The organism is Actibacterium naphthalenivorans, from assembly GCF_014196965.1.
GTDB classification, from domain to species: Bacteria; Pseudomonadota; Alphaproteobacteria; order Rhodobacterales; family Rhodobacteraceae; genus Actibacterium_A; species Actibacterium_A naphthalenivorans.
Map to the genome: position 1 here is coordinate 15,907 of NZ_JACIEQ010000001.1, position 25,114 is coordinate 41,020.

The 25,114-nt window shown below is 60.9% G+C and carries 25 protein-coding genes; 9 read left to right on the plus strand and 16 right to left on the minus strand.

Annotation, left to right across the window (positions count from 1 at the left end):
• Positions 1-6: 6 nt before the first annotated feature.
• Together GGR17_RS00080 and GGR17_RS00085 are read right to left on the minus strand one after the other, a co-directional pair.
• Positions 7-291 (minus strand): helix-turn-helix transcriptional regulator, encoded by a 285-nt coding sequence (locus GGR17_RS00080; protein ID WP_054538595.1) that lies wholly within the window; start codon positions 289-291, stop codon positions 7-9.
• A gap of 493 nt (positions 292-784) precedes the next feature.
• Positions 785-1,537 carry a Cap15 family cyclic dinucleotide receptor domain-containing protein gene (locus GGR17_RS00085; protein WP_054538594.1) on the minus strand — a complete coding sequence of 251 codons (753 nt, stop codon included), beginning with the start codon at positions 1,535-1,537 and terminating at the stop codon, positions 785-787.
• A gap of 92 nt (positions 1,538-1,629) precedes the next feature.
• On the opposite strand from GGR17_RS00085, the gene GGR17_RS00090 reads away from it, so the two are divergent.
• Positions 1,630-2,739 (plus strand): cyclic GMP-AMP synthase DncV-like nucleotidyltransferase, encoded by a 1,110-nt coding sequence (locus tag GGR17_RS00090; RefSeq protein ID WP_054538593.1) that lies wholly within the window; start codon positions 1,630-1,632, stop codon positions 2,737-2,739.
• The gene (locus GGR17_RS00095) at positions 2,736-3,410 is read left to right on the plus strand and encodes an SEC-C metal-binding domain-containing protein (RefSeq protein WP_054538592.1); all 675 of its coding nucleotides are present in this window, start codon (positions 2,736-2,738) and stop codon (positions 3,408-3,410) included. Before GGR17_RS00090 ends, GGR17_RS00095 begins: the two co-directional genes overlap by 4 nt.
• A 102-nt stretch (positions 3,411-3,512) precedes the next feature.
• On the opposite strand, the gene GGR17_RS00100 is transcribed toward GGR17_RS00095, so the two are convergent.
• From GGR17_RS00100 to GGR17_RS00120, 6 genes are all read right to left on the minus strand, one after another.
• Positions 3,513-4,019: a DUF2285 domain-containing protein gene (locus GGR17_RS00100; RefSeq protein WP_162231817.1), complete on the minus strand. Its 507-nt coding sequence runs from the start codon at positions 4,017-4,019 to the stop codon at positions 3,513-3,515.
• Entirely contained in the window at positions 3,910-4,281 is a 372-nt protein-coding gene (locus tag GGR17_RS20610; protein WP_369817377.1) for a transcriptional regulator domain-containing protein, read from the minus strand. The genes GGR17_RS00100 and GGR17_RS20610 overlap by 110 nt, the downstream gene beginning before the upstream one ends.
• A gap of 104 nt (positions 4,282-4,385) precedes the next feature.
• Positions 4,386-4,667 (minus strand): DNA -binding domain-containing protein, encoded by a 282-nt coding sequence (locus GGR17_RS00105; RefSeq protein WP_054538591.1) that lies wholly within the window; start codon positions 4,665-4,667, stop codon positions 4,386-4,388.
• Between the two features lie 88 nt (positions 4,668-4,755).
• Positions 4,756-5,004 (minus strand): helix-turn-helix domain-containing protein, encoded by a 249-nt coding sequence (locus GGR17_RS00110; protein ID WP_054540357.1) that lies wholly within the window; start codon positions 5,002-5,004, stop codon positions 4,756-4,758.
• A gap of 261 nt (positions 5,005-5,265) precedes the next feature.
• Entirely contained in the window at positions 5,266-5,667 is a 402-nt protein-coding gene (locus GGR17_RS00115; protein WP_054538590.1) for a single-stranded DNA-binding protein, read from the minus strand.
• A gap of 557 nt (positions 5,668-6,224) precedes the next feature.
• Entirely contained in the window at positions 6,225-6,641 is a 417-nt protein-coding gene (locus tag GGR17_RS00120; RefSeq protein ID WP_054538589.1) for a hypothetical protein, read from the minus strand.
• Between the two features lie 690 nt (positions 6,642-7,331).
• Here GGR17_RS00120 and GGR17_RS00125 point away from each other — a divergent pair.
• Together GGR17_RS00125 and GGR17_RS00130 are read left to right on the plus strand one after the other, a co-directional pair.
• Entirely contained in the window at positions 7,332-8,141 is an 810-nt protein-coding gene (locus GGR17_RS00125) for a tetratricopeptide repeat protein (RefSeq protein WP_157445539.1), read from the plus strand.
• A 95-nt stretch (positions 8,142-8,236) separates the two neighbouring features.
• Complete coding sequence (locus tag GGR17_RS00130) at positions 8,237-9,076, plus strand: leucine-rich repeat domain-containing protein (protein ID WP_054538587.1); 840 nt, start codon at positions 8,237-8,239, stop codon at positions 9,074-9,076.
• 226 nt (positions 9,077-9,302) lie between these two features.
• Here the strand turns inward: GGR17_RS00130 and GGR17_RS00135 are convergent, their stop codons facing one another.
• The 6 genes from GGR17_RS00135 to GGR17_RS00160 form a co-directional block, all read right to left on the minus strand.
• Positions 9,303-10,238 (minus strand): DUF2493 domain-containing protein, encoded by a 936-nt coding sequence (locus GGR17_RS00135; protein ID WP_054538586.1) that lies wholly within the window; start codon positions 10,236-10,238, stop codon positions 9,303-9,305.
• A gap of 330 nt (positions 10,239-10,568) precedes the next feature.
• On the minus strand, positions 10,569-11,606 hold the full coding sequence (locus GGR17_RS00140; protein WP_054540356.1) for a DUF7146 domain-containing protein: 1,038 nt from the start codon (positions 11,604-11,606) through the stop codon (positions 10,569-10,571).
• A 98-nt stretch (positions 11,607-11,704) separates the two neighbouring features.
• Positions 11,705-13,798 carry a ParB/RepB/Spo0J family partition protein gene (locus GGR17_RS00145; protein WP_054538585.1) on the minus strand — a complete coding sequence of 698 codons (2,094 nt, stop codon included), beginning with the start codon at positions 13,796-13,798 and terminating at the stop codon, positions 11,705-11,707.
• Positions 13,799-13,937: 139 nt separating this feature from the next.
• Positions 13,938-14,396, minus strand: coding sequence for a hypothetical protein (locus GGR17_RS00150; RefSeq protein WP_054538584.1), 459 nt, complete (start codon positions 14,394-14,396; stop codon positions 13,938-13,940).
• 53 nt (positions 14,397-14,449) lie between these two features.
• A complete protein-coding gene (locus GGR17_RS00155; protein ID WP_157445538.1) occupies positions 14,450-15,199 on the minus strand; it encodes a hypothetical protein in 750 nt (249 codons plus the stop codon).
• A gap of 196 nt (positions 15,200-15,395) precedes the next feature.
• Positions 15,396-16,589, minus strand: a complete 1,194-nt coding sequence (locus GGR17_RS00160) for a hypothetical protein (protein ID WP_054538583.1) — start codon at positions 16,587-16,589, stop codon at positions 15,396-15,398.
• Between the two features lie 280 nt (positions 16,590-16,869).
• Between GGR17_RS00160 and GGR17_RS00165 the strand changes: the two genes are divergently transcribed.
• From GGR17_RS00165 to GGR17_RS00180, 4 genes are all read left to right on the plus strand, one after another.
• Positions 16,870-17,127 carry a pyocin activator PrtN family protein gene (locus tag GGR17_RS00165; RefSeq protein ID WP_054538582.1) on the plus strand — a complete coding sequence of 86 codons (258 nt, stop codon included), beginning with the start codon at positions 16,870-16,872 and terminating at the stop codon, positions 17,125-17,127.
• A 124-nt stretch (positions 17,128-17,251) separates the two neighbouring features.
• Entirely contained in the window at positions 17,252-18,451 is a 1,200-nt protein-coding gene (locus GGR17_RS00170; RefSeq protein ID WP_054538581.1) for an IS256 family transposase, read from the plus strand.
• 142 nt (positions 18,452-18,593) lie between these two features.
• Positions 18,594-18,815, plus strand: coding sequence for a hypothetical protein (locus tag GGR17_RS00175; protein ID WP_162231816.1), 222 nt, complete (start codon positions 18,594-18,596; stop codon positions 18,813-18,815).
• 220 nt (positions 18,816-19,035) lie between these two features.
• Complete coding sequence (locus GGR17_RS00180) at positions 19,036-20,106, plus strand: site-specific integrase (protein WP_054538580.1); 1,071 nt, start codon at positions 19,036-19,038, stop codon at positions 20,104-20,106.
• Between the two features lie 136 nt (positions 20,107-20,242).
• Here the strand turns inward: GGR17_RS00180 and GGR17_RS00185 are convergent, their stop codons facing one another.
• Entirely contained in the window at positions 20,243-22,126 is a 1,884-nt protein-coding gene (locus GGR17_RS00185; RefSeq protein WP_255353406.1) for a strawberry notch-like NTP hydrolase domain-containing protein, read from the minus strand.
• A gap of 166 nt (positions 22,127-22,292) precedes the next feature.
• Here GGR17_RS00185 and GGR17_RS00190 point away from each other — a divergent pair, with 166 nt between their 5' ends.
• A complete protein-coding gene (locus tag GGR17_RS00190; protein ID WP_235974389.1) occupies positions 22,293-23,906 on the plus strand; it encodes a Fic family protein in 1,614 nt (537 codons plus the stop codon).
• Between the two features lie 10 nt (positions 23,907-23,916).
• On the opposite strand, the gene GGR17_RS00195 is transcribed toward GGR17_RS00190, so the two are convergent.
• A complete protein-coding gene (locus GGR17_RS00195) occupies positions 23,917-24,561 on the minus strand; it encodes a hypothetical protein (RefSeq protein ID WP_054538579.1) in 645 nt (214 codons plus the stop codon).
• Positions 24,562-25,114 lie beyond the last annotated feature (553 nt).

The window sequence follows — 25,114 nt, forward strand, 5'->3', positions numbered from 1 at the left end:
ACCTTATCAGCGGAAGGCTCGACCCGCAGGCGGGGTCGCGCTCAGCACGTGGCGCTTTGCGGGCAGCACACGGCCTCCGCGCGGATCGGACGTCGAGGTCACGGCACCGCGCTGGACCCAGGCTTCGAGGTCCTCGATCGAATAAACGACGCGCCCACCGAGCTTGTGATACGCCGGACCAGTGCCATAGGTGCGGTGCTTCTCGAGAGTGCGGGCCGACAGGCTGAGAAATTGCGCGGCCTCCTTGGTGCGCAGATAGCGCGGCGGCAGGGGAGCGTGATCGGGTCGCATGGAAGGCCTCCGTGGGGTCCGTGAGGCCGCCGGTCATTGGCGGCTGATTAGGGCCACGATGGCGAAGTGCGACGGGTGGGATGGAGTGCGAAGATGGAGGTGCGGAAAACGCACACCACGATCTATTCTAGACATGATGGCAGATGTTCTGGAGGGCAACGATACATGAGACTTGAACGGCGGCAGTCCTCGTGCTGCGCTTGTTCAGATGCCTATGGTGCCAGTTCGCTGACGCGAGAACCCTGCAAGTCGGGCGGATAGCTGCTTGTGACGCTGCGGCATCGCATTCGTAGAAATCCAGGATAGCTGCCGTTCGCCACCTCCTCCGAGGGGGCAACGATGCACATCAAACAGCCTTCTGCAAACAGCGCGCTCCAGGGCTCAGTATGAACAGCCCAAAACCGCCCTTCGTGACAGACAAATCATGCATACGGCTTACATTGATAGCGGCATTGGCCGAAATGCTGTCATCTGGCGGCGCATGCTATGCCAGTTACTTGGTCAAATTTTCGCTGTGTTCCTGCGCGTATTGCTGGAGAGACTTGTGTTCGTCGCCTTTCGTAGTGAGCATAGCGAGCTCTAAGATGCCAGCCGTGTTGCGTCCTGTCCGCCATGCGCGCTTCGTCCAGTAGGTCCCCTCTGCACGGCGATAGTCCTCGGCGACCAACTCCAGGTCTGCGGCCCCGAGGTGTGCCTCCTCATCGGTGATCGCGTGGTTTGGTGTCTGCTGCCGGTAAACATATGAGAGATGTATCCGACCCGTATGCTGGTTCCTCCACGGCTTTGCCGTGATCGAAAAGGACTCTCCGTTGGTGGAACTCAAGCCAGCTCGAACCTGAAATTTGAAGAGCGAGTTAGTGAACCTGACCGCCATTGCGTCCTGTTGCTCCGGAAGGTCGTGGAGTTCCTGCTCCGTCGTCCTGTCCTCGGATTGCGCCGCCTCGACCAACCTCTTGATGGTCGGCCAGTTGGAACTCGTGCTACCCACCCAAACGCCATTCAGATCTGGGAACCAGTTGTTCAGCTTCGGGATCAAGCGCCAAAGAATGCGCCAGGGTGCCCAATAGCCGGTCGGACCGAAGAAGCCGCCGAGGATGAGCAGCACCCCGAGAGGCAGGTAGCGAACGACATATCGATCCGGTATCGGCACCCCGGTCAATCGCTGCACTTCGTCGGCGTAGACGGCGAACATCGTGACCAGGGTGAGGCCTCCCCCAATCCATTTCCAAGGTAGCAGCGGATACACGATTCGTTCTCCGATTCGAAACTTTGTCTTGGCCCTTGAACGGCTGGGCCGGATACCCCACATCTAACCCCACGGCAGAGTGAGGGCGCAAGATGTATGATTTCTCGAAGCGAATTTCCAAGTTCCATCAAGACCAAGTTAGGCTGACGAACGGCCAGCGGGCAGATATGCGGCGTCGGCGCGAAACCAACCTTGAGCGGATCGAGAAAGGGCTGGAAGAGACCAACAAACCGTCCCTTGCCGAGACTATCAATCAGGGTGGTTACGCGCAGAAGACGATGACGCAGCCTCCGGAGAACGACGAGGAGAGCCGCTACGACATTGATCTTGGTGTGGTGTTCGAAGAGGACGATGCCGCCGGACCGAGGACGACCCGTAACTGGGTCAGGGACGCCATCGCCCGCAAAGCGACCAATCTGAAGAACGAACCAGAAACTAAGAAGAAGTGCGTCCGCGTCGTATACGCGGACGGGTATCAGTGCGACTTCCCTGTCTTCCGCCGTAAATGGTCCGAAGTGGGTTGGAAGTATGAACTGTCGTCGGGCGACGAATGGGTCAGTTCTGATCCTGCCGCGATGAACAAGTGGATCGAGACGACGGTGTCGGCGAAGAGCCCGGAGACGTCGGGAAGCTATCAGCTTCGTCGGATCATCCGGTTGGGCAAGTTCTTTTCGAAGACTCATTCAAGTCGGCTGAACCGGAAATTCCCCGGCGGCCTTGTAGCCACTGCCCTCTTCATCGAAGCCTACACCTCCGTGGATGGCCGCGACGACGAGGCCTTCCGGGAGACGCTGCGGGCGCTGTCCAACCGGTCCAGGTATTCCCCGGTTTACGCCAATGGAATCCAGGTCTCCGATGACAAGGACACCGACCGGATCGGGCGTCTGATCGATCAGGCGGAAGAGTCGGTCAAGGAGCTCGACAAGCTCGACGCCGACGACGCGACGGACACTGATGCCAATAAAGTCTGGAAGAGTGTCTTCCGCCACAGCTTCTTCGAAGAAGAGACCAAGGAAGCGGCAAACAGTGCTTCTGCCCCCTTGGAGAAGAAGAGCGCGCTCGGGGCAGCGGGACTGGCCGCGCCGTTTTTGGCCTCACAGGCAGCGGCTGCCCTCTCGGACAGCGACAAGCATTCGCGGATGGAGGCGGCAGTGAGCGCCCGGAAAGAAAGCGGGAGTGGCGGCAAACCTTGGTCGAAGTGACAATTTCGGACGATTTCTATTCTGAGGTCCAGCAAGCAGTCGCCAAGCATCAGCCGGAGCTGTCCGTGTCGAGGACGGATAGCTCAATCATCCTCGAGGGGCGGTTCCTAGTCTATGGCAGCGATGGCCCGATAGACTCGTCTAACGGGGTCTTTGATTCCTACGCAATCAGAGCCGAAGTGACCGAGCTATTTCCAGCGCAGGAGCCGGTGGTATTTGAGATTGGAGGGCGCATCCCAAAGATAGTGGATCGCCATATCTTCCCGAAAGATGGGGACTGCTGCCTCGGTGTTTGGATTGAATGGCTTATGAAAGCTCCAAATCACCGGTTCGCGACTTTTCTCAATGGGCCGATGCACGACTATTTTGTCAGCCAGACGTACTACGAGACCCACGGCGTGTGGCCCTTCGGTGAAAGATCACATGGAAAGCTCGGTGTGCTAGAAGCATATGGGGATCTTCTCGGAGTTCCCCCAGACGAAAAGACTATCTCAAACTACTTGCAGTTGCTGTCGCGGCAGAAAATAAAGGGACACGTGCTTTGTCCCTGCGGAAGCGGAAGAAGGCTCCGGCAGTGTCATAGTGACGCTCTACAGCGTCTTAGCCAGCAAATACCAACCTTCATGGCGATGCGCATGTATCGCTCAATTGCGCCCGCAAGGGCTTCCTGACGGCGCAAAAGAGAGAAGTGGCATCAGTGCTAGTTCCACAAAAACTATCGAAAGACCTTTCGTCGTGGCGCAGAGGGAGGCCACGGAGCCCTTGTCGGGTTGTCATCGACGCACGCTCCTCGAACGCAGCAGCACTCGATACCCGCCGTCAACCAATTTCCGCGCGTCGCGCAGCAACGCCATGACCGCGAAGCGCTCCGGCGCGCTTTGCCACTCGTCCCGGCTGACCCGAGATAGCCGAAAGACCACCTCGGCGATCTCGCGCTGCGACGCGCCGGCCACGCGCCCGTCAAATGCCTGCAACATGCGCTTGGCGCGCAGTCGTTTCTGGCGGGTAAGGCGCTTGTCGGCAGGAAACGCTCTGCCGTGAAACTGCGCGAGCAACCTGTAGATAGCGTCGAGACGTGCAAAGGAGTCTTGATCGAGCGGCACGATCGCCACGAGCGCCTTGGCATCAGGATCTTCTTGCAGAAGCTGCAGGCGATGCAGTTCACCGGCATCAAGAAGATGGTGGAGTCCTTCTTGGGCGTGTCTGGTTGTCCCTGTGGGCAGGATCGTCGGTGAGGCCGCGTTGTCCAGGACCTCCGGAACCTTCTGCAGCACGACCACCGAGGGATCGATGCGAGGATGCCAGAGCGCGCAGGCTTTTGGAGCCGGGAGCTTTGGATTGGCCGCGAAATCGTAACCCCCATTTGTCGAGGAGCGCTTGCCTCAGAGACGCGTCGTCCGGTGCGGCCTTGGAGAGGGTCGCGTAGTCTTTTGCGTAGTGCTTGTTGCGGCGCAGCCATTCCCATGCCAGATCAGATGCGCCAAGGCGCTCGACGTAGTCGTAATCGGCCGTGGAACGCCAGCCGGACTGATCCGACGGCATGACAAATCCCGTTCGCCAACTTCTCTGAAACGCCGGAAACTATACACGTACTGATTGATTTTCAGGAGTCTGGGCCAGCCGGTATCGGCGGGTTTCGGCGTGACTCAGCCGGTCGGGCCGTCACCACCGCTCTTGAGCAGTTCACGATAGCCGTGTTCGGTCATCCAGCGCGCTCGGGCAAGATGACTATCATAGACGCCCCTGCAGCGCTGGGGTTCCGCTTTCGGATCAAGGCCGAACAGGACTTCGACTACTTCCCGCCAATCAGCACCTTCCTCGGCAGCATCGAACAGGCGGAGGTATAGGACCATGTGTGATCGGTCATACTCGGTCAGCGTGTCGCTGTCCGGTGGCGCATCCAGAAATGTCGTCTCGCCCTGTGCCATGTCCCTACAGGATCGCAGAAACGACCCCCCTCCCGAAGTTGCCTTTTCGTACAGGCGCGCCACCGAAACCCACGTCAACCGGCTACGATCACTTGGCCTTTTCCGCCTTGTTCAAGTCGATCAAGACGCCTTCACCCTTGTCCGAACGCAGAAAGGTGATGCCTGCATCCTCGAACACCCGGCGCACCTGATCTTCGGTCGACTCGTAGACACGAAGATCCTTCTCGGACTCGAGCCTTTTCAGTGCGGTCAGTGATACCAGGGCCTTATCGGCTAGCTCCTGCTGCGTCCATCCCAGCAATGCGCGCGCGGCCCGTGATTGTCGGGCGGTGATCATGATGATCACCTCCCACCCGGCCATTCACACATGCCAGAACTGCGACTATTTTAGTCGCATTCCCCGGGGCTTGCCAGTGATCATCGCGGTCAGCGGGCGTATCGGGCACCGGATCGCGTGGGAGCCGACCGAAGCGCGACTCACTGCCAATCCGGCCGCGGCGCGCGGCGGGATGTCGCCGAATGATACGAATTGTGATCGGGGGCGGACAGGACCATCGGAGAAACCCGGCGGCTCGCGCCGCCGGGTTTCACTGCGGGGTCAGGACTGGTCTTCCTCATCGTCGATTAAGGAGGGCTCCTCGTCCTCGGTCTGCTTGGCCTTGGTCAGGAAGTCGACCGTCTCGGCGATGATCTCGCAGCCGTAGCGGTCGACCCCGGCGGCATCGGTCCACTTGGTGTAGTGGATGCGACCCCGGACCAGGAGCTTCATCCCCTTCTCGCAATACTGCTGGACCGTTTTGCCGAGGCCGTTGAAGCAGGTGATGCGGTGCCATTCGGTGTCCTGGACGCGGTAGCCGTTCTCGTCGCGGACGACCCGGCCTTCGGAATAGCGCGGGCGGGAGGTGGCAAGGGTGAAGGAGGTGATCGAGGTGCCGCCCTGGGTGGTGCGGGTCTCGGGGGACTGGCCGATGTTGCCGGCGAGGATGACGATGTTCTGCATGGTATGTCTCCGTTGCTTCATCCGGAGGGACCGTCCCTCCGATGAGGCCCGTCAAAGACCGCGGGACGTGGCCTGCACGGACGCCCCCGGCGTCCGCTCGACCCCCAAGGCGGGACGGTGGCGCGGGCAGGCGTGGCACACGCCAACACGGGTCCCGCCGCGCGGGGTTGCTGGCCTCGGACGGACGGGCTTAGGGGATCAATCAGGAGGAGGGACAGGTCTTCTCGGGGGAGCGCCAACGGGGACGCAGTACCGAACAATCTTCCTCGCGAATGGCAACCAGAGACCCCAGATCACGCACCCAAAGGCGATGAACCTCTCACCTACCCTGATACCTGCCACCATTGTGCGTATCCGAAGGCCAGAGACCGCGGGCAGACCCAAGCGCATCCGGCACCGTTCGCAGCATCACCTGATGCAAGGGGTCGACAGGTCAGAGGCCCTGTCACGAGAGAGGGATGTTTCTGGGCCCCGGCCTGCGCGCACCCAAGGACCGCCGCAGCACGGGTCGGAACCGCCCCTGCGACGACACGAAGAGGTTCGACGGCAACCAAGGTCTACGGGTCGAGAAGCCCCTGCCCCAAGGCATTGAGGTTAATCATCGCCGCAACCGCCACGACTGCGCCGCAGCCGCCGCAGATCAGCGTCAGCATCACACCCGGCTCGAGCGCATGTTTCGCGACGCCATGAGCCAGCGCATAGCCCGCCACGGCGGCGGGCACCGCAAAGAGACCAAGCGCCCCGAGGCGGAGGAAGGGGTTTCGGGCGAAGCCGAGAATGGCGATCACAAGCGCGACGGATGCAGCAGCCCCCGCCAGGCCGGCAAGGAAGGACAGGCCGAAACCGGCACCGCCACCATGAACCTGCAGGAACGCGGCGGTCCCGGCCATGACCGGCAGTGCGAAGATCGCGAAGCGAAAGGCCAGCAGGCCAAGAGCGATGGACAGAGAAATAGCCAGAAGAACAAGCGACATGGACGCCTCCAGGGGTCGGTGACTGTGGGGTTCACGACAGGCTGCCCGAATGTGCGCACCGCCTGCGACTATGCTGCTTCGCCGGTTCTGCTGTTTGGATTATGCCCCAATTCCATGTGCTGCCCAAGCCGAGCATCATACAGAAGCGGACCTTCGCGCATGATCCAGCCAAGGACGGCAGTGCGGGACAAAGTGAACTTTCGCTGCGGCTGCGCCCATGTAGGCTTCAATGAAAGCCGTTCAACGAACCGTTATATTCTTAGGGTTTGCGAAAGCGCAGATAGAAGGGCGTGCAGTTAAGGCTAGCCGGTTCGACGGTCTTGTCAGATACAAGAGCAGCAGCGTAGGGTGCTCCGGAACCGCGTTCAATGACAAGATAGCGGTAAGGCTCTCTTATCGGTGTTTTGCTTCGGAAGTGCCGGTAACGAATAAGCAATAAGGACTAAACAACTATGCACGACCTCGTTTTGCTTACCTTCGAAAACGAGGATTTCATTCGCTGCATAAGCCTTGATGACGCGCTTGCGAAGGCGATATCTCACAAAGAAACAGAAGGGCGTATCCGGGTAGAAGTTACACCTGCAGGTGGAGGCAGGATGACGGTTCTTGATTTTGATCGTAGCTCACTTGACTGGATCCCTGTAACTTCAACAGACGGAAATCACTCGTAGATTCCTCAGGAGAACTCGGTTGTTTAAAAAATTTCGAAAGACCTCTCCTCAGACACCGGAAGGCTACGCCGAGGGCCAACGTCTTTTTGACCTTGGCGTTGCCGCAGCGGCCCAAGAACATTTTCACGATGCGTTTCTGCTCTACTCAGCTTCGATTGAGGCCTGCCCAAATCCCGCCCCTTATCTCAATCGCGCAAGAGTTTTGGTAAAAAAGATTCGCCACAAAGAAGCGCTTGACGATCTCTGGCAGGCGCTGCGCTTAGATCAAGAACAAAATCAAGAGATGATCAGCGAGATAGAGGCCGATATCAAAGAAGTATCCCCCTACGTGGAAAACTATCGGAACGGGACAAGGGAAAAACTGGTTGAAGATTTCCGTGCCCACAATGAATCATTCTCCGACTTGCGGTATGTCGCACAACGCATTTGGGGGGTAACTTTCAGGGGCGCTGGAAGCGAGTATGAGCCATATCGCCACCCACTTTCAGAATACCATTTCTTCAACGAATTGGACAATGTCGCGCGATTTGAAGACCCCGATGTCTACCCGGAAGCCAAAGAGTTTCTTGCGCTCTACCCTGCGAGATTCATCGCTCAAAAGGTGAATGGCCCTGTTGATTTCGCAGCATACTCCCACTCGGAAGCCTTGCTCAACATGTTTCTATGTTCCTACGACGAACCTGACATGCGCCAGCTGCGGCGCTTGATGCTTTACGACATCCATGAATACCTTTTGCGCCGTGATTACGGTGACCAACTTTGGTCGATGACAAATCCGCAGCCAGAGGTCGTTCAATCGGCAGCGGATTTTTTGAGCCAAGAGAGCTAGCGCAAACGGATCGATCCCTTGGGTTCAGCTGTGCAAGTGTAACCAAAAGAGACAGGCCACTCGGCCCGTTCAAAAAATTACTGTGAGAAAAAAGTATGTGGCCCTTTTCAAAAACGAAATCCAACAGTGAAATACATCCCCTGATCAAACAGTTCAGCGCACTAATGGAGAATGCCAAATGTCTGGAGTGGTTTGAAAATGTAGCTGGCGGTTGGAATATGGGGCTTCCCCTTGATGTCGCATTCGAAGTCCAAGAAGCCATCAACCTGTCATATACGATCACCTCTATGGCGGGGGTGAGTTCATCGGCGCTTGTCGATGCTGCCAAGAGCGGCGACTATACAGCAATCAATAACAAGCTGCATCGTAGCAGCAGCGCCCTCAACGAACGTGCCGTAGATACGTCTCGCAACTTCAGCCGCATCATTGAGTGGGCAAATGACCACAACCTGCCTCAACTTCAGCGCTTTGATGCAACTTTCTACAAGCAGGCTGGAGTGCCCCGGAATGTTCGTGATCTCAACAATTTGCGTTTCTTGTTGGTGACCGAAGGCCATGGGATCACGGAGATCCCGGCCGAAATTGCAAAACTTCCCTTGCTCCAAGGCATCTGCATCACAAACAACAAGATTACCGCCATTCCGACCGAACTATACCATTGCGTATCGCTGCAGAGGCTTGACCTTGAGGACAATCAAATCAGCCGGGTGGAAGATGGAATTCATAGGCTCGCGGATGTAAATGCGATCGACCTGAGCGGAAATAGGCTGACTCATGTCACGCCTGACATCTCTCGGATGCGATCACTTAAGAAGCTCGATATCCGCAACCAGAAAACGGAAATCGACATGATGCGTGCGAACGACACCCCGCTTTCAGACGCAAGCTTAACAGCTCTTTATGATCTGGTTGGAACCATCGATGTGAAGTATTGAGGCTAAAAGTCCTTGTGAATAGTCCAGTGCTAGAGCTCAAAAAACAAACCCAGTTCAAACCCCACGAAACGGTCTAATGTCTTTGGTTTCTCCGTGATTGCAGACATCCGTGCATCCTGCAGCATTCAGTAGGTTTGGGCTCGAACCGGCAGTTTGCTGCGATGGGCATGAACGTCCGGTCTGACGCGGTAGCCGCATGATGTGCATGTCGAGAAGAAAGCAGCGCTCACGCGCCGCCCTCATGCTTCAGGACCGGAATGCCCAGCTTGCGCGCCTTGTCGGCGAGGTTCTCCTGGATCCCTGTGCCCGGGAAGACCAGGACCCCAATTGGCAGGACGTCCAACATCGCGTCGTTGCGCTTGAATGGGGCCGAGCGGCCGTGCTTGGTCCAGTCGGGCCGGAAGGCAACCTGCGGCACCTTGCGGTGATCGGCCCATCGGGAGGCGATGAGTTCCGCGCCCTTGGGTGACCCGCCGTGCAGCAGCACCATATCCGGGTGCTTGGCATGGACGCGGTCCAGCCGCGCCCAGATCAACCGGTGATCGTTGAAATCCGCCCCGCCGGTCACGGCCACCTTGGGACCTTCGGGCAGAAGCAGTTGCGTCTCGGCCCGGCGACGGGCGGCGATGAAATCCCTGCTATCGATCATCGCGGCGGTCAGGTTGCGATGGCTGACGCGCGAGCCGGTCCGGGGGTGCCAGGGCTTGCCGAGGTGATGTTCGAAGCCTTCGGCGGCGAGGTCACGGAAGAGTTCCAGCGCTGTGCGCCGTTCGACCATGCTCTGCCCCTCGGCCACGAGGCGTTCGAGTTCGAGGGATTTCACCTCGGAGCCGTCCTGCTCCCGCTGCAGCCGCCGCTGCGCCTGTTCGTTGTCGTCGAGCTGCCGCTCGGCGCGGACCAGCGCGCGGTGAAAGAGGTTGACGGCGCCCCAGAGCAGTTCGTCGAGATCGGGCTCGAGCCGCGTGTCACCAAGCGTCGCGACAAGGGCGTCGAGGATATCGGCGACGGCACCGGCGATCTGGTCGCCCTCGGGCAAGGGGCGCGGATCGGGTTCATCCTCGTAGGGGCGCCAGCCGTAGAGCTGGAGTTCGGTCAGGACATGGGCGGTCGAGGACGTGCTGTGCTGCGGCTCATGGGCATCGGTTTCGGGATCAAGGGTCATCTGCGGGTTCCTTCCTCGGGGGAGCCGCGCGCCACACGCGGCCTTCGTGGCAGGAACGCGCCCACGGGCGGGACGGCCTGGCAGCCCGAGCCTTTCGCGAGGGCCTTGATGGCCAAACCCGGCTATTTTGCCTCGCGATGCAAAGCGCCCCGCCGGGGCGTGGCGGAAAATAGCCGGAGCGCGGCCATTGCCGGGCCGTCCCGATTGTGGGCCTCCTGCCCTCTGAGAAGGCCGTGCGCGCCGGCGTTTCCCGTTGACGGGACCCGGCGCGGGAAAACCCTCCGAAAGCGACGCCGTGAGCCGTCCAGCGCCAGAGAGATTGCCGACCTGTCACACCGGCACGAACCGCGCGGCGTCCTCGGCGTGCAGTTGAAGCCGCAGCCGCGATTGCAAGGCTACCAGACCATAGCGCCGGAGATCATCGTTGAAGTCGGCCAATCGCGGCGTGAGGGTCAGAGCTTCGATTCCGGCCTCGGCTGCGCGTGCCTCAAGTCGATCCCTCGCCGCCGCGCCTGCGGGATCACGGTCGCGCAACACGTAGAGCCGCCGCAAGCCAGCGGGAAACTGGATGGCGGCCAGGTGCCCCGATGACAGAGCCGCGAGGGCCGGCATGTCTGGCAAGGCCGAGCGCACGGAAAGAGCCGTCTCGATCCCCTCACCCGCGACGAGCACGTCACCGGGCGCGCCGAACCGCACTCCGTTTCCGAGCAAGGCGCCCATCGCGCGCCGCGGCGTGTCGACATCTGCCTTTGCGCTCCCGTCCGGGCGTAGCCAGGTGCGGTGGGTCCCGGTCTGCCGGCCTTCAAGATCGGTGATGGCAGCGAGCATGGCCGGAAGCCGCGCAACTGGCCCGCCGCCCTCCGGCCGGTAGTAGCAGGCGGGATGGAACCGCAGGCCTGGCGTTTGGTCAATCGCTCCGATGCCACGCCCGCGGAGATAGGTTTCCACTGGAGTTTCGCGGATCGGCGCACCCATTGCGAACAGACGCCGCGCCGCTTCCTGAGATCCTGTGGCAGCCGGTGTCTGTGACCGTGGAGAATGCTGTCGATCCGGGTCGGGCAAAGGCAGGCTCAAGAAACGTCGGGCCTCAACGGCAACGTCCTTGAAGTCGACCAAGCCGCAGGTTTCGCGGATGACATCGAGCAAGTCGCCATGCTGCCCCGTGGCCGCATCTGTCCATTTTCCGGCAGCACGGGTGCCGGTGGCTGGCCCGGACAAGCGAACGAACATGGACCGCCCAGTGGTGTTCTGAACATCACCAACCAGCCAGTAATGGCCCTGCTTCCGTCCGTTCGAGAGATAATGCCGGCACACCGCCTCGGCATTTTCGGCAAGCTGGCGCGAGAGATCGGCGGCGGAGCTTGTCATGTCGACCTCCATCAGGCTTGGACGAAATCAGGGGCCCGCCATGACTGACGGACCCCTGTGTTAGGAACCTAGGTGGAAGGTCCCGTGCTGCTCGAAGGTCACTCAGCGGCGGTCCGGACAAAGGCGTCACCGGCGACGGGATCATCTTCTCCCGAGGGGTCGGAATCTCCGATAGCCGGTTCGCCGCCGTCTTCCGCCGATTGCGCTTCGCCGGTGTCGGCGTCGTCGATCAATTCGATCTCAGGCGCGTCCTCTTCCGGCAGCAGCGGCGTGCGCAGCGGGTCGGGCAGCCAGCCCGTGCCCACGAGCAGGTCCTCGGCGGCGGTCACCATCTCGGCCTTCTTCAGCCCCGCGATGCGGTCAGCGGCGTCCTCACCCTTCGCCTCGGATACGGCCTCGATGATGCGCGCCTTGGTCACGCGGCCAAGGTAGCTGTCGCCTGTCACCGTCCAGCCCGCCTTGGCCATGTCGAGCCCGACGGTTCCGGCCAGCACATCCGCATGCGCGATGGCGCGCGGCCGGCGCTGGTAGGGATCGTGGACGGCATTCACGCTCATCGCGACGCAATGGGCGAAAAGCGCCTCGCGGCTGCAGCTGTCGAACTCGGTGAGCACATCCCAGAGGTCCTCGGATGCCTTCGGCAGGTTCCGCGCCCAGGTCTCGTGGCGCTGCTCGATGGCCTGCGCATAGGCCGTGTCGCCGAGGCCCGGCACCTGCGATCCGAAGGCGGCGTTGCGTGGTTCGATCTCGACGCAGCTGTCGACGGCGTAGCGGTAGAAGAGCCGCAGGACCATCGCGTGCAGGGCCGCGAGGAAGGCGACCTGCGGGTCCTGGGCCAGCGCATTGCGCAGTGCCAGGGTCCGATGGGCCGTCAGTTCCATGACGAGGCGGTCGGAAAGCGGCTTGAGGCCGTCGTCCTCTTCCTCCTCGTCCATGGTAGACGCGACGGTGTCATCGATATCCTCGTCCGGTGCCGCGTGCGGTGCGACCTCGCCGGTGTCCTCCACCTCCTCGACCGGTTCATCCTCGGGCCGCACGTAGCCGCGCTCGACCCGCAGTCGCCCGGAGCTGTCGATGCTGACGAAGGCCCCGGCCAGAGCGAGATCGTCGGCCTCGTACTGGATCGGACGCGCCTCGAGTGCCTCCATCGCCTCCTCGATCTCGCCCAACCGGGTATCGATGTCGTCGGGCAACTCGTCGGCTTCTGCGTGCTCGGCCTCGAGCGCATCGTACTCGGCCTTCAGCGCCTGGTAGCGGGCCTCCTCCTCGTCGCTCATGGGCACCGCCTCGCCATGGACCCGGCGCATCCCGAAACTGTGGCCATAGGGGAATTCGGTATCGACTTCGACCCATTTCCAGCCCTCAGCGCGGGCCGCCTCGGCCTCCTCGGCGAGCTTCTCGCGCACCATGACGTCGAGCAGGGCGGCATCCTGCAGCCATCCGCCGTCGTCCTGTTGGAACAGGTCGCGCAGGATCTCGCCCCCTGCCTCGACGTAATCGTCGAGCCCGACGAACTGCGCCCGCTTGTCCGAGGCGCGCACCGCACCCTCGGTCAGCATGCGGCGGATTTCGTAGGGCTGCCGGGAATAGTGCCGCTGCAGGGCCTCCCAGACCTGCTCCTGCCGCGCATGATCGGGGTTGACCGTGAAGGCCATGAGCTGGTCGAGCGTCATCTCCTCCTCGGCATAGGTGTCGAGCAGCGAGGGTGCCACGGCGGCAAGCTTCAGCCGCTGCTTGACCACGCTGGCCGAGACGAAGAAGGCCGCGGCGATCTCTTCCTCGGTGCGGCCCTTCTCGCGCATCGCCTGGAAGGCGCGGAACTGGTCGAGCGGGTGCAGGGGTGCCCGCTGGACGTTCTCGGCCAGGCTGTCCTCCTCGGCGAGCCCGTCCGTGCGCACGATGCAGGGCACCAGCGCGGTCTTGTTCATGCGTTTTTGCTTCACCAGCAGTTCCAGCGCCCTGAACCGCCGCCCGCCGGCGGGGATCGTGAACATGCCGGTCTCGGCACCGTTGTCGTCCAGCACGGGCCGCACGGTGATGGAACTGAGCAGCGTCCGCCGTGCGATGTCCTCGGCCAGTTCCTCGATCGACACGCCCGCCTTGACGTGGCGCACGTTCGACTGGCTGAGCATCAGCCTGTTGAAGGGAATGTCGCGCGAGGCGCTGAGGGTGATTTTCTGTTGCTTGGTCATCGGGATATCTCCGCGACGGGCCAGCCGGGAGCCTCTCTCCCGACCTCCAAACCCGTCACGGAAAACCCGGCACCCCTCTTACTCTAGGCGCATTGGGGAAAAACCTGTCGGCTGGACATCTCTGCTAGATTGGTCAGTACTAGTCCTCCAGTCGGCCACGCGAGCTAACGTAAACGCCATCCGAAAGATAAGCAGGCTCACCGTCTTCGCTAACTGAGAATTCGTCATATATATCTCGCATTTCTTCGTCAGCCCAAGGTGCATTGACTGGGGGAAGATCGAGTAACTCAGCGATCCTATTAGCGAGATCCCGGATCCCTCTCGGGTGATCAATTTCTTTGCAGATGAAATACGGGCGACCCCAATTGTCGGTGCAACGCTCACCTCGACCCAGCACATTTTCTGCGGCGGCAACCAATTTGTTTAGGTCAGGAAATGCAATGTAAGAGCCGTCGTCTTCCTTTGCCGTGGCCGTCATCAACGTGTAGCTGTTCGTTTCGTGGATAATGCGAAGCAAGACATATTGCTCAGACACCATCTTTGTCTGGTTAAACTCGCCGGTCGTTTCAAGTTTGTCTGATTTCGTAATGATTGCCATGGATAGACTCCGTCGTGTTAATGTTCTGATGTGTTGAATGTGCGCGCCAAGTGCTACCTTCCCCAGTCGTGTGCGCCTCCACCCGATGTTAGCCATACACCATCCGACAAGTAGATTGGCTCCCCTGAACCACCAAGGGCAGAATAGAGATCGTCTTCTCCTGAGCGGGTTCGAGGGGGCGGCGATGGCAGGACTTTTGTTGTCTTCAAGGGAGTTATCATCTCTTCTAGACCCGTGGCGTCGCGTAAGAAAGCTTCTGCAAATGAAGCAGTGCGCTTTAAGATGTTATGGCGGCTCCCATGAAACGGTTGTCCAATAAACGGACCGTCCGTACGGCTGATCGATAACACGGAATTCGGCTTCACCTCTTCAGAAGGGAAACCATCAATTATCTGAACATCAATGCCATTTTTTCGAATCAAGATGAGGGCAGTTTGTGTTTGGTTTACAGCAGAATAGGCTTTTCGGTACATCTTACTGGCGGCTCTGCGGGGTAGCCATCCCATCTTGAATAGCTGGACGGCTAGTTCGTATGGGCGTGCTAAACCCTTAATGCTCAGGGATTCTCCAGGTGGAAGAGCTATTCCTTCTGCAGTAAACTTGGCTTCGCTCGCGAGGCATTCGATAGTATTTTGGCAATCCCAGTTTAGGTAGTTGATATCATCAACTCGCGCCCATTTAAGCGGGCGATTGTTCATTTTCACGACAACCTCGTCTCCAACTTCGATGTCGGTTCGGAGGCAATTAACTGGATAGGTCTTCCCTGACTTATCGAATGCCACATGCGCAATAATGTAAGACAACTAGCTCTCCCGAGTGAACTGGCCCCTATTTCGACCGAACGCCTTACATTGACCAAAGAGGCCTGCGGTGACGCGGTCGCAATTCAAACTTACCTTCATCAACAACTTGGCGAGATTGAGGCTTTCGTGCAAGGCGGCGATCTATCGTGTCCTTAACGGGCGGCGACGCTGTTCGAAAGCCGCCACCCGAATGTTCTTAAACGACCTTCTCCAACAACACCTTCGCCTTCCCCTCCATCACAAGTCGCGCATCCTGCTGCGGCTTCGACCGCGCGACCGCCGTGATCCCTTGCACAAAATCGAACACGCTCTCGGGCGGGCGGCCTTCCTCGGTCAGCACCGTCTCGACGATCCGCCCCGTCTCCGCCTTCGAGAACCCGCGTTTGCGCAGGAAGTCCTGACGGTCCTCGTCGGACCGCGCGACGATCTTCTCGCGCGCCGCGCGGATGCCGTCGATGAAAGGTGCGGGCGAGGACTCGGCGAAGCGGCTGAGCGCCGGGGCGGCCTCATGCGCGAAACGGGAGGCGGCGTGTTTAGAATGCCGGATCGTGATCTCCTGGAAGTCCTCGACGCCCCAGAGGTTGCGGTTCTGGCAGACCGCGCGCAGGTAGAAGCTGGCGATGCCCAACGTTTTGGCCCCCACTTCGGAATTCCAGCAGTAGAACCCTCGGAAATAGAGGTCGGGCGAGCCATCGGGCAGCAGCCCCGCCTCGATGGGATTCAGGTCATCGACGAGGAACAGGAACACGTCGCGGTCGGAGGCGTAGAGCGTCGTCGTGTCCTTCGTCACGTCCACGCGCGGGTTGTACATGCCGGTCGACCAGTCGAGTACGCCCGGCACCTTCCAGCGCGTGTCGCCCGTGCCGTTGCCCGCGATGCGCTGGACGGCGGAGACCAGTTCGTGGTCGTAGATGCGGCCATAGTCGGGGCCGGTCACGGCGCGCAGTTCGGTGCGGCCGTTTGCGACCTCCATGGTCTTGATCTGCTCGGCCCGGTGGTTGGTCAGCCCGTATTGCAGGTTGATCCCGGCCAGCGGCGCGGGAAGTTGCCGCAGATAGGCCGCGGGCGCACCGACGAGGCTCGAGAGCTGGCCGAAGGACCAATGCGTCGGCGCGATGGGTTCATCGGTGCCCGGCAGGACAAGGCCCAGCTTCTCCGGGTTGTCGCGATGCGCCTCGACCCGGATCGCCGCACTCTCCACAGTGCGCGTCCGGCTCCGCTCCACCCGGCCCTTGACCGATGCGAAAAGATCGTCGAGCGACAGATACCGCTCGTCATCCGGCCGCGAGAACCACTCGGACGACACACGGTCCACGTTCGTGCCGCGCGACACATCCACCTTGTAGCCGCCGCTCATGTCACGCCCGGCATCGATAATCTCGGTATTCATGGGTTTTCTCCCGCGACGGGCGCCGGAGGCCTCTCCTCCAGCCACTAACCCGTCACGGCTCCCCTGCCCGCCTCTTGCTCTCTGAAACCGGGTGAACGTCCGCAGGAAGTCCGCCGATTTGATCGCATTCTGTCCCATTTGTTCGCCACTTTTCGCCGCCGCTTGCCGCCCTTTGCACGATCAAGGACCCTGATCCCGCCAAACGCCGCCCCCCGCTCGCATTGATGGACAACTTGGTTGAGGTCAGGATGCGGAGCAGAGAAACCACCGAGACTGACCGATGAACACGCTTTTTCTCCTTATGGCTCAGTATGATGGCCGCGCGGTCGTACCGGTCGATGCGGTCTGCAAAGACTACTTTTCCCATCTGACCTTGCCCAAGTTCCTCAGGAAGGTCAGTTCCGGCGAAATCGATCTGCCGCTGGTGCGATCGGAGCGCAGTCAGAAAAGCGCGAAGGGCGTCCACCTCTCGGATCTCGCCACCTATCTCGACAAGCGTCGCGAGGTCGCGCTGTACGAGCGGGACGCCTTCAAGTAGTGATCTTTGGGATGCTGTCCCGGGGCGTGGTGTAGGTTCTGGCTGAGGTGGTCACCGGCGATGTTCGGTTAGGGTCTGGTTGCTAACGCCACCCCAAGACCAAGAGGACCACCGATGACCACCGATGACCACCGACATGATGAATTTCCGCGACCTCGTGGAGAAGGCCCCCGACGCTGATCTGCTGCGCGAGATGATCGGCTTTGCCGCCGAGCGGCTGATGGAGCTGGAGGTAGGCGCTGTGACGGGCGCGGCCTATGGCGAGAAGGACCCCACGCGGCGTGCGCAGCGCAACGGGTATCGCGACCGTGACTGGGAGACGCGTGCCGGGACGGTCGAGCTGCGGATCCCGAAGCTGCGGAAAGGCAGCTACTTTCCGGGTTTTCTCGAACCGCGGCGCATGGCCGAGAAGGCCCTGACGGCGGTGATCCAGGAGGCCTATGTTCAAGGCATCTCGACGCGGTCCGTCGATGACCTCGTCAAGGCGATGGGCATGTCGGGGATCAGCAAGAGCCAGGTCTCGCGGCTCTGCGAAGAGATTGACGGAAAGGTGAAGGCCTTTCTGAACCGGCCGATCGAAGACGACTGGCCCTACCTCTGGATTGACGCCACCTACCTCAAGGTCCGGCGCGGCGGGCGGATCGTGTCGGTCGCCGTCATCATCGCCATCGGGGTTAACACCGATGGCAGGCGCGAGGTTTTGGGTTTGGACATCGGCACTTCCGAGGCCGAGCCGATCTGGACCGAGTTCCTGCGTAAGCTGACCCGCCGCGGCCTTCGGGGCGTGAAGCTGGTCATCAGCGATGCGCACGAGGGCATCAAGGCTGCCGTCTCGAAGGTTCTCTGCGCCACCTGGCAGCGGTGCCGGGTTCACTTCCAGCGCAACGCCCTTGCCCATGCCGGGAAAAGCGGGCGGCGGGTCGTGTCTGCCTTCATCGCCACAGCCTTCGCCCAAGACACCGCCGAGGCCGCCAGTACCCAGTGGCGCACCGTGGCCGATCAGATCCGGCCCAAAGTGCCGAAGCTGGCCACGCTGATGGATGACGCCGAGCACGACGTGCTGGCCTACATGTCCTTCCCCAAGGAGCACAGGGCCAAGCTACACTCGACGAACCCGATCGAGCGTCTGAACGGCGAGATCAAGCGTCGCACGGATGTCGTCGGCATCTTCCCCAACGACGAGGCCATCATCCGCCTGGTCGGGGCCTTGCTGCTGGAACAGAATGACGAATGGGCCGTCCAGCGCGCCAGATACATGACGCTGGAAACCATCGCACCGATGGGCGATGATGCCGTCATCAGCCTGCCCGCCGCGGCATCCTGATCAAGCAGGCCCGCGCCGAGCATCACGGTGACGATCAGCGCCAGCTACACCACTCCACGGGACAGCATCATCTTTGGCTCTTCAGAGAAGGCTCGTCTTGTGGCTCAGAGCACCCGCTGGGAGCAACCCGCCGAGGGGTTTTGTGACCACCTCGATCCGTCCAATCCAGCTGGCCAAAGCTTCGTCGGTGAAAAACTGGGCAAAAACTTTCCAGACCGACCCCAACCCTCTGAAATTAAATTCGAAAACGGGGCCGCTCGACGATGGCCTATCAGATTTTCTGCCTACTTTTTTGTGCGCACGACCGGGACGGACTTACAACATGATGTACAACACGGGTTACAACACGACCTTAGAAAATTGAAAAATCACAGACTTTTCGAATTGTCTGTCCAGTCCATCATGGGTGCAACGGACAGGCGGGAGGCCGTTGACAAGTCTTTTTTTATATTATTATCATCCACTTATGCTCTCCTCGCCTTCGTCTCGTTCCAGCCCGTTCTGTACCAAATACGCCGATTTCGACGCTGGACTTGGCACAATGTACCAAACAAGATTCCCATGTACCAAGTCAGGAGGTCATCATGGGCTCGATCAGTACACGCAAACGAAAGGATGGCAGCAGTAGCTACCTTGCGCGCGTGCGAGTGACGCGAGAAGGAACCTCCTATCATGAGACGAAGACCTTTGACAGACGCCCTGCCGCAACCGCCTGGATAAAGAAGCGCGAGAAAGAGCTAGCAAAACCTGGTGCCTTGGAGGAGCTGAACGTATCTGACCCTCCGCTCTCGAAAGCGATCGAGCGCTACACCGAAGAAACGGTGCAGGACATCGGTCGCACAAAGGCGCAGGTCCTCAGGACCATCGCCACCTACCCGATCGCCGATCTGCCCTGCTCCACCATCAAGTCGAAGGATATCATCGAGTTCCTTCAGTCTCTGCCCGGACAACCGCAAACAGTCGGGAACTACGCGAGCCATCTCGCCTCCATATTCGCGATAGCTCGACCGATGTGGGACTTCCGGCTGGATGACCGGGAGATGAGAGACGCGATCACCGTCGCGCGCCGCATGGGGATCATCTCCCGTTCCGCGCAGCGGAACCGCAGGCCCACCCTCGATGAACTCGACCGGCTGCTGACCCATTTCATTGATCGGCGCCAGAGAACACCTCAGGCCATGCCCATGCACAAGGTGATCATTTTCGCTCTCTTCTCGACGCGCCGCCAGGCAGAGATCACCCGCCTCACCTGGGATGACTTCCAGAAGGAGCACAAGCGCATTCTGGTCCGTGACATGAAGCATCCCGGCGAAAAGCGCGGAAACGATACCTGGGTCGATCTACCCGACGAGGCCATTCGGATCATCGACAGCATGCCCGAGCATAAAGCTGAGATCTTCCCCTACTCACCGGACGCAATCACGGCCAACTTCACCCGCGCTTGCAAGCTGCTCGGGATCGAAGATCTGCACTTCCACGATCTGCGCCACGAAGGCATTTCTCGGCTGTTCGAGATGGGTTGGAACATTCCCCATGTCGCGGCCGTCAGCGGACACAGGTCTTGGGTTAGCCTGAAACGCTATACGCACATCCGGGAAACAGGCGACAAATATGCAAACTGGCGTGGAATGCAGTTCGCGATCGGCAACACGTGATGCGCCAGTACGTCAATCTCATCGAAAGGACCCGCGCATCACCCTAGGTTTTGCCAAGTACAGACATCAACTTTCATAGCCGCTGAATGCTGAGATAGAGGCAAGTTAGCGATATGCCGTCCATCCTATTGGCACCCTATTCATCCATGAACTTTCGCTGGTAGCGTTCCTCTGGCGAAACCCACTGCTCGATGAATGATAGCGGATCGAGATCGCCCAGCATCGAACGCGCCAAACGCAGCCGGGACTCCAGATGCACGCGCCGCTCTCCGTCCACCATCTGCATACGCTTTTCGGCCTCGACGAAGAACATCTCGACGGAGAGCGCCTTGGTCCAATCCGCCATGATATCCGAAAGCTGTTGAAGGCTCTCGGAGCGGGCCTTCGCCTCACTGCGCTTATCCTCTTCCCTCCGCCACCGCTCCCATTGAAGCTCCTGTTCCCTTTTCTTCCGGGCAGCCTCGTCATCGGCCGCGTCCATGAGAGCCTTCAATTCTTCGACCGAGCCTTCAAGCTTGCGGATCACTTCGCCGAACGCCCTATCAAGGGAGCGCTTACTGGTCTCCTGCCATGAAAGCTGCCACTCTACTCCGGGGTGCGGAGAATAGGCGACCACGGTCCAGACACCGGCGAGATGATCGGCATGAGCTTCCCCCGCATAGATCACCGTTTCAAGCTGGGCGTTGGAGAGCCGAGTACGGATGTCGGCGGGCAACATCGGCCGGTAGGACGGTTTTGGCGGTGCAACCGAGGCCATGGCCGCCGATTGCACCAGCCTGGTCGGATGCGGCTCGGCACCGGGAATGCGCAGCGATTGCAGCGCATATTCCTCATAGATCGCGTCCGACAGGCGCGCGCCCTCGGGCGGCGTCCAGTCCACGGTCTCATAGGTCAGTTCCACACCCTCGGGATCGAAAGCAGGAGCAACAGCCGGCCGAGAAGAGGCAGCGCGGGCGAGAGAACCGCGCACGGTCTTCGGGGCGGCCGTCCGAACAGGAGAAACGACCTTCAGCTGCGAGACCGGCAAGCGCGGCGGAAGCTGGCTTTCGATCCAGCCGAGCAGCGTGGCGACGTCGGGTGCGATCCCCGGCGAGGCCTGGAAGACCGACGGATCGTCGGCAGGCAACTTGTCGATCACTGTCAGCCGCGTGTCGATGCTGGTGCCATGCTTCGCAAAGACCGCGCCATCGATGGCCGCGGTGAAGACCACGCGGCCGCGGTCCTGCAGGCGTATGAAGGCGTCGCGCCAAGCCTTGGCTTCCGGTCCGAAATTCGCGCCGGTGATCGTGACCAGCCGTCCACCGGGGGTGAGACGGGCCAGCGCCGAGACGACATGACGATATGCAGCATCCGCCATCCGTCCCTCGACATTGGCCATGACCGAGAAAGGTGGGTTCATCAGAACCACGGACGGCATGGCGTCCGTGGTCAGATAGTCGTCGATCTGGGTGGCGTCGAACCGGGTGACGGGAAAGGCCGGAAAGAGGGACGAGAGAAGATCTGCGCGGGTCTCGGCAAGCTCGTTGAGGATCAGCGAGCCGCCGGCAGCCTGTGCCAGGATCGCCATCAGGCCGGTGCCGGCCGAGGGCTCCAGTACCACATCGTCCGGCGTGATCGCGGCCGCCGCCAACGCGGCAAGGCCGAGTGGCAGAGGCGTGCTGAACTGCTGGAAGCTCTGACTTTCTTCGGAGCGGCGGGTCTGCGTCGGTAGTAACCCCGCGATCTTCGCCAGAGGACCGAGCCGGGACGCCGGAGAGGCGGCTTTGCGGAACAGCGCCTTTCCGTATTTGCGCAGGAACAGCACCGTGGCGACCTCGCAGGCCTCATAGGCGAGCTTCCAGTCCCAGGCGCCGTTGGCATCGGACGCGCCGAAAGCGGTCTCCATGGCGCTTCGCAGGGCCGCGGTATCGACGCGCTGGCCGCGTTCGAGATGGGGAAGGAGGAGATTGGCGGCGGCCAGGATCGCGGGTGCGGCGCCGAGCGGCGTGACCGGATCTGTCACGGGAGACGAAATGTTCATATCGGGGAACCTCGGAGAGCAGGAACGAGAAGACCCGGACGGCGCTCTCTCTCGACCACCCGGACTCACCCCGTCCCTGCACCTCTCTGCCTCTGCACCACAGGCCCCATCGCCCCGCCCGCTCGAGGGCGACAGCGCGCCCGCCATCCGATTTCGCAGAATATCATTGATTGTAATCGATATTCATGAGATACATCGATTTGAAATCAATCATCGGAGCCGAGAACTGAAATTCATGGAGCACGCGCGAAGGAATCCATTTTCAGGTGCCGTAACTGTTTTTCACGAACGCTGGCTTCCCGAGAAGGCCACACCTGCGGGCTATGCTGCGCTGATCGATGCCTACGCGCTCGCAGCGCCCCTGCCCCGGACACTTTCCGCCATCGGCCCACGTCACAAGGTCTACGCGGCCGACGGCTGGCGCCTCTACACGCCCCGCCATGAACCCGAGGCGAGCCTCATCGGCCATCTGACCTTCGCGCTGCGTTACGAGGGGCTGGATCTGGCAGTTCTCAAGCGGCTGTTCAAGGCAACCGGCCCGGAGCCGATCCAGGCCATTGTCGAGGCCGCCCCGACGGGCAGCTACGCGCGCAGGATCTGGTTCCTCTATGAGTGGCTCCTCGGCGCAGAATTGGATCTGCCCGACGCAACGCGCGGAAATTACGCGCCCGTGGTCGATGCCAAGCTCCAATGGGATGCAGAGGGCGCCCCCTCGCCGCGCCACCGGGTCCGCAACAACCTGCCCGGCACCCCGGATTTCTGCCCGATGATCTTCCGCACTCCGGCAATCGAGGCCTTCATCGCCCGCGATCTGGCAGCCGAGGCCCGCGCGGTGCTGGCCGAGGTGCCCGCCGATCTGCTCGCGCGCACTGCGGCCTTCCTGCTGCTCAAGGATTCACGGTCGAGTTTCCAGATCGAAGGCGAGAACCCGCCCCAGGATCGCATCCGGCGCTGGGGCCAGATCATCGGCGAAGCCGGACGGCATCCAATCGACCGGGCAGAACTCGAACGCCTGCAACGCATCGTCATCGGCGATGCCCGCTTCGTCCATCTGGGCCTGCGGCAGGAGGGCGGCTTCATTGGCGAGCATGACCGCACGACCGGCGCCCCCCTGCCCGATCACGTCAGCGCCCGGCATGAAGACCTGCCTGCGCTGATCGCCGGGCTCGAAGCGTTCGACCGCGACGTCGCCCCGGGGCTCGACCCTGTTCTGGCGGCTGCCGGCCTCGCCTTCGGCTTCGTCTATATCCACCCGTTCGAGGACGGCAATGGGCGCCTTCATCGCTACCTGATCCACCACGTGCTTGCTGCACGCGGCTTCAATCCGCCCGGGCTGGTCTTCCCGGTGTCGGCGGTGATCCTCGAACGGATCGAGGCCTATCGGCAGGTGCTCGAGAGCTATTCGCGTCGACTGCTGCCCCATGTCAGCTGGCGCCCAACCGATCGCGGAAACGTCGAGGTGCTGAACGACACCGGCGATTTCTACCGCTTCTTCGATGCCACGCCCCATGCCGAATTCCTCTTCGCCTGCGTGGCACAGACCATCGACAGCGACCTTCCAGCAGAGACCCGGTTCCTGCGCGTCTATGACGGGTTCAAGTCCCGCGTCTCGGGCCTGATCGATATGCCCGACCGAACCCTCGACCTGCTCTTCCGCTTTCTGCACCAGAATGACGGGAGGCTGTCCGAACGGGCCAGAGCCAGGGAGTTTGGGGCTTTGACCGAAGAGGAGACAGGCCGGATCGAGGCCATCTATGCGCAGTTGCAGAAGGACCTCTGAACCCACCTGATCAACCGAACCTGCGTCCGGCCTCGGTGAAGGTGTAGCCGTTGGCGATGATGGTCTCATCGACGACGTCGGCCGACGACAGATAGCCAAACTCGCGCTCGAGCTGGCGATAGAGCCAGCGAGCCAGATCGCGCAACGCCTCGATAACCACCTCCTCGGCGTCGGCGGTCAAGTCCTGCCAACTCGGACTGTCACGCTCTACCGAGATCGCCATGCAATACTCATGGTAATAATGGCCGCGATGGGTGGCTTCGGCGCGAAGCTGGTAGAAATTGCGCCGCTGGACCGCCTGCAGGGCATCGGCGATGCGGTGCACCTCGGTATCCTGCGGCGCGTATTCCCTGATCCGCCGCGGCGTGTCCTTGCGGTAGGCATAGAAGGTTTCGAAGCACGCGCCGTCCCCCTGGCTCCAGAAGCCCCGGAACCAGATGCAGGGTTCCTGCCGTGTGCCGCCGCCCCTTAACCGGACGGTTCGGGTCTTGAGGTTCAGCCCTAGGATTTCGGCAATACGCTGGAAATCCTCATAGACGGCATCGTACCAGTCATGGTCGAAGTCGCCCTCACGATACCAGGCGCGGGCCTTGTCCTTCGCGTCCCCGGACAACTCGTTGAGGCGATAGACGGTGGTTTCGATAATATCAGGCATAGGGATCGCCTCCGTCCAGCACGATGGCAAGCCAGCCGACGTGTCTGACCGGATCTGCACTCACCCTCGGGCGTTCGGACTGGCTCCGAAGTCCCGAGGGCGGCACGCATGCGTAAGCCGACCCTTCATGGGTTAATTGTCAAAGAGACGGATCAGACCAAGGTTAGCGAATGGAAGCGGGGGTGGTGTCTTGCATCTGACAGGCGCCGGATCCCCCCTTGCAGATGTTTTGCCGTGCCCACCCTGCCGCGGCATCAACAGAGGAACCGCGTTACAGGCCGGAGACGGAACCAACCCATGGCACGTGCCTTGATGGGATGATGGGGACATGGTGAAGTTGGAACTGGAGCCGCTCCATGACCCTCCGACGTCTGCACACGGCATGACGGTCATGCGGCCTGACCGCTTGATGGGCGGTGGTGCGACAGTGGTTAGGGAGGCCAAGTCACAGCGCTCGAATGATGTGAATACAGGGCAATCCGCCGGGAAAAGCCCCGCAACGCGCACCTGCGGGCAGAACAAATACGCCCATGTGCGGCTTGTTTTGATCACG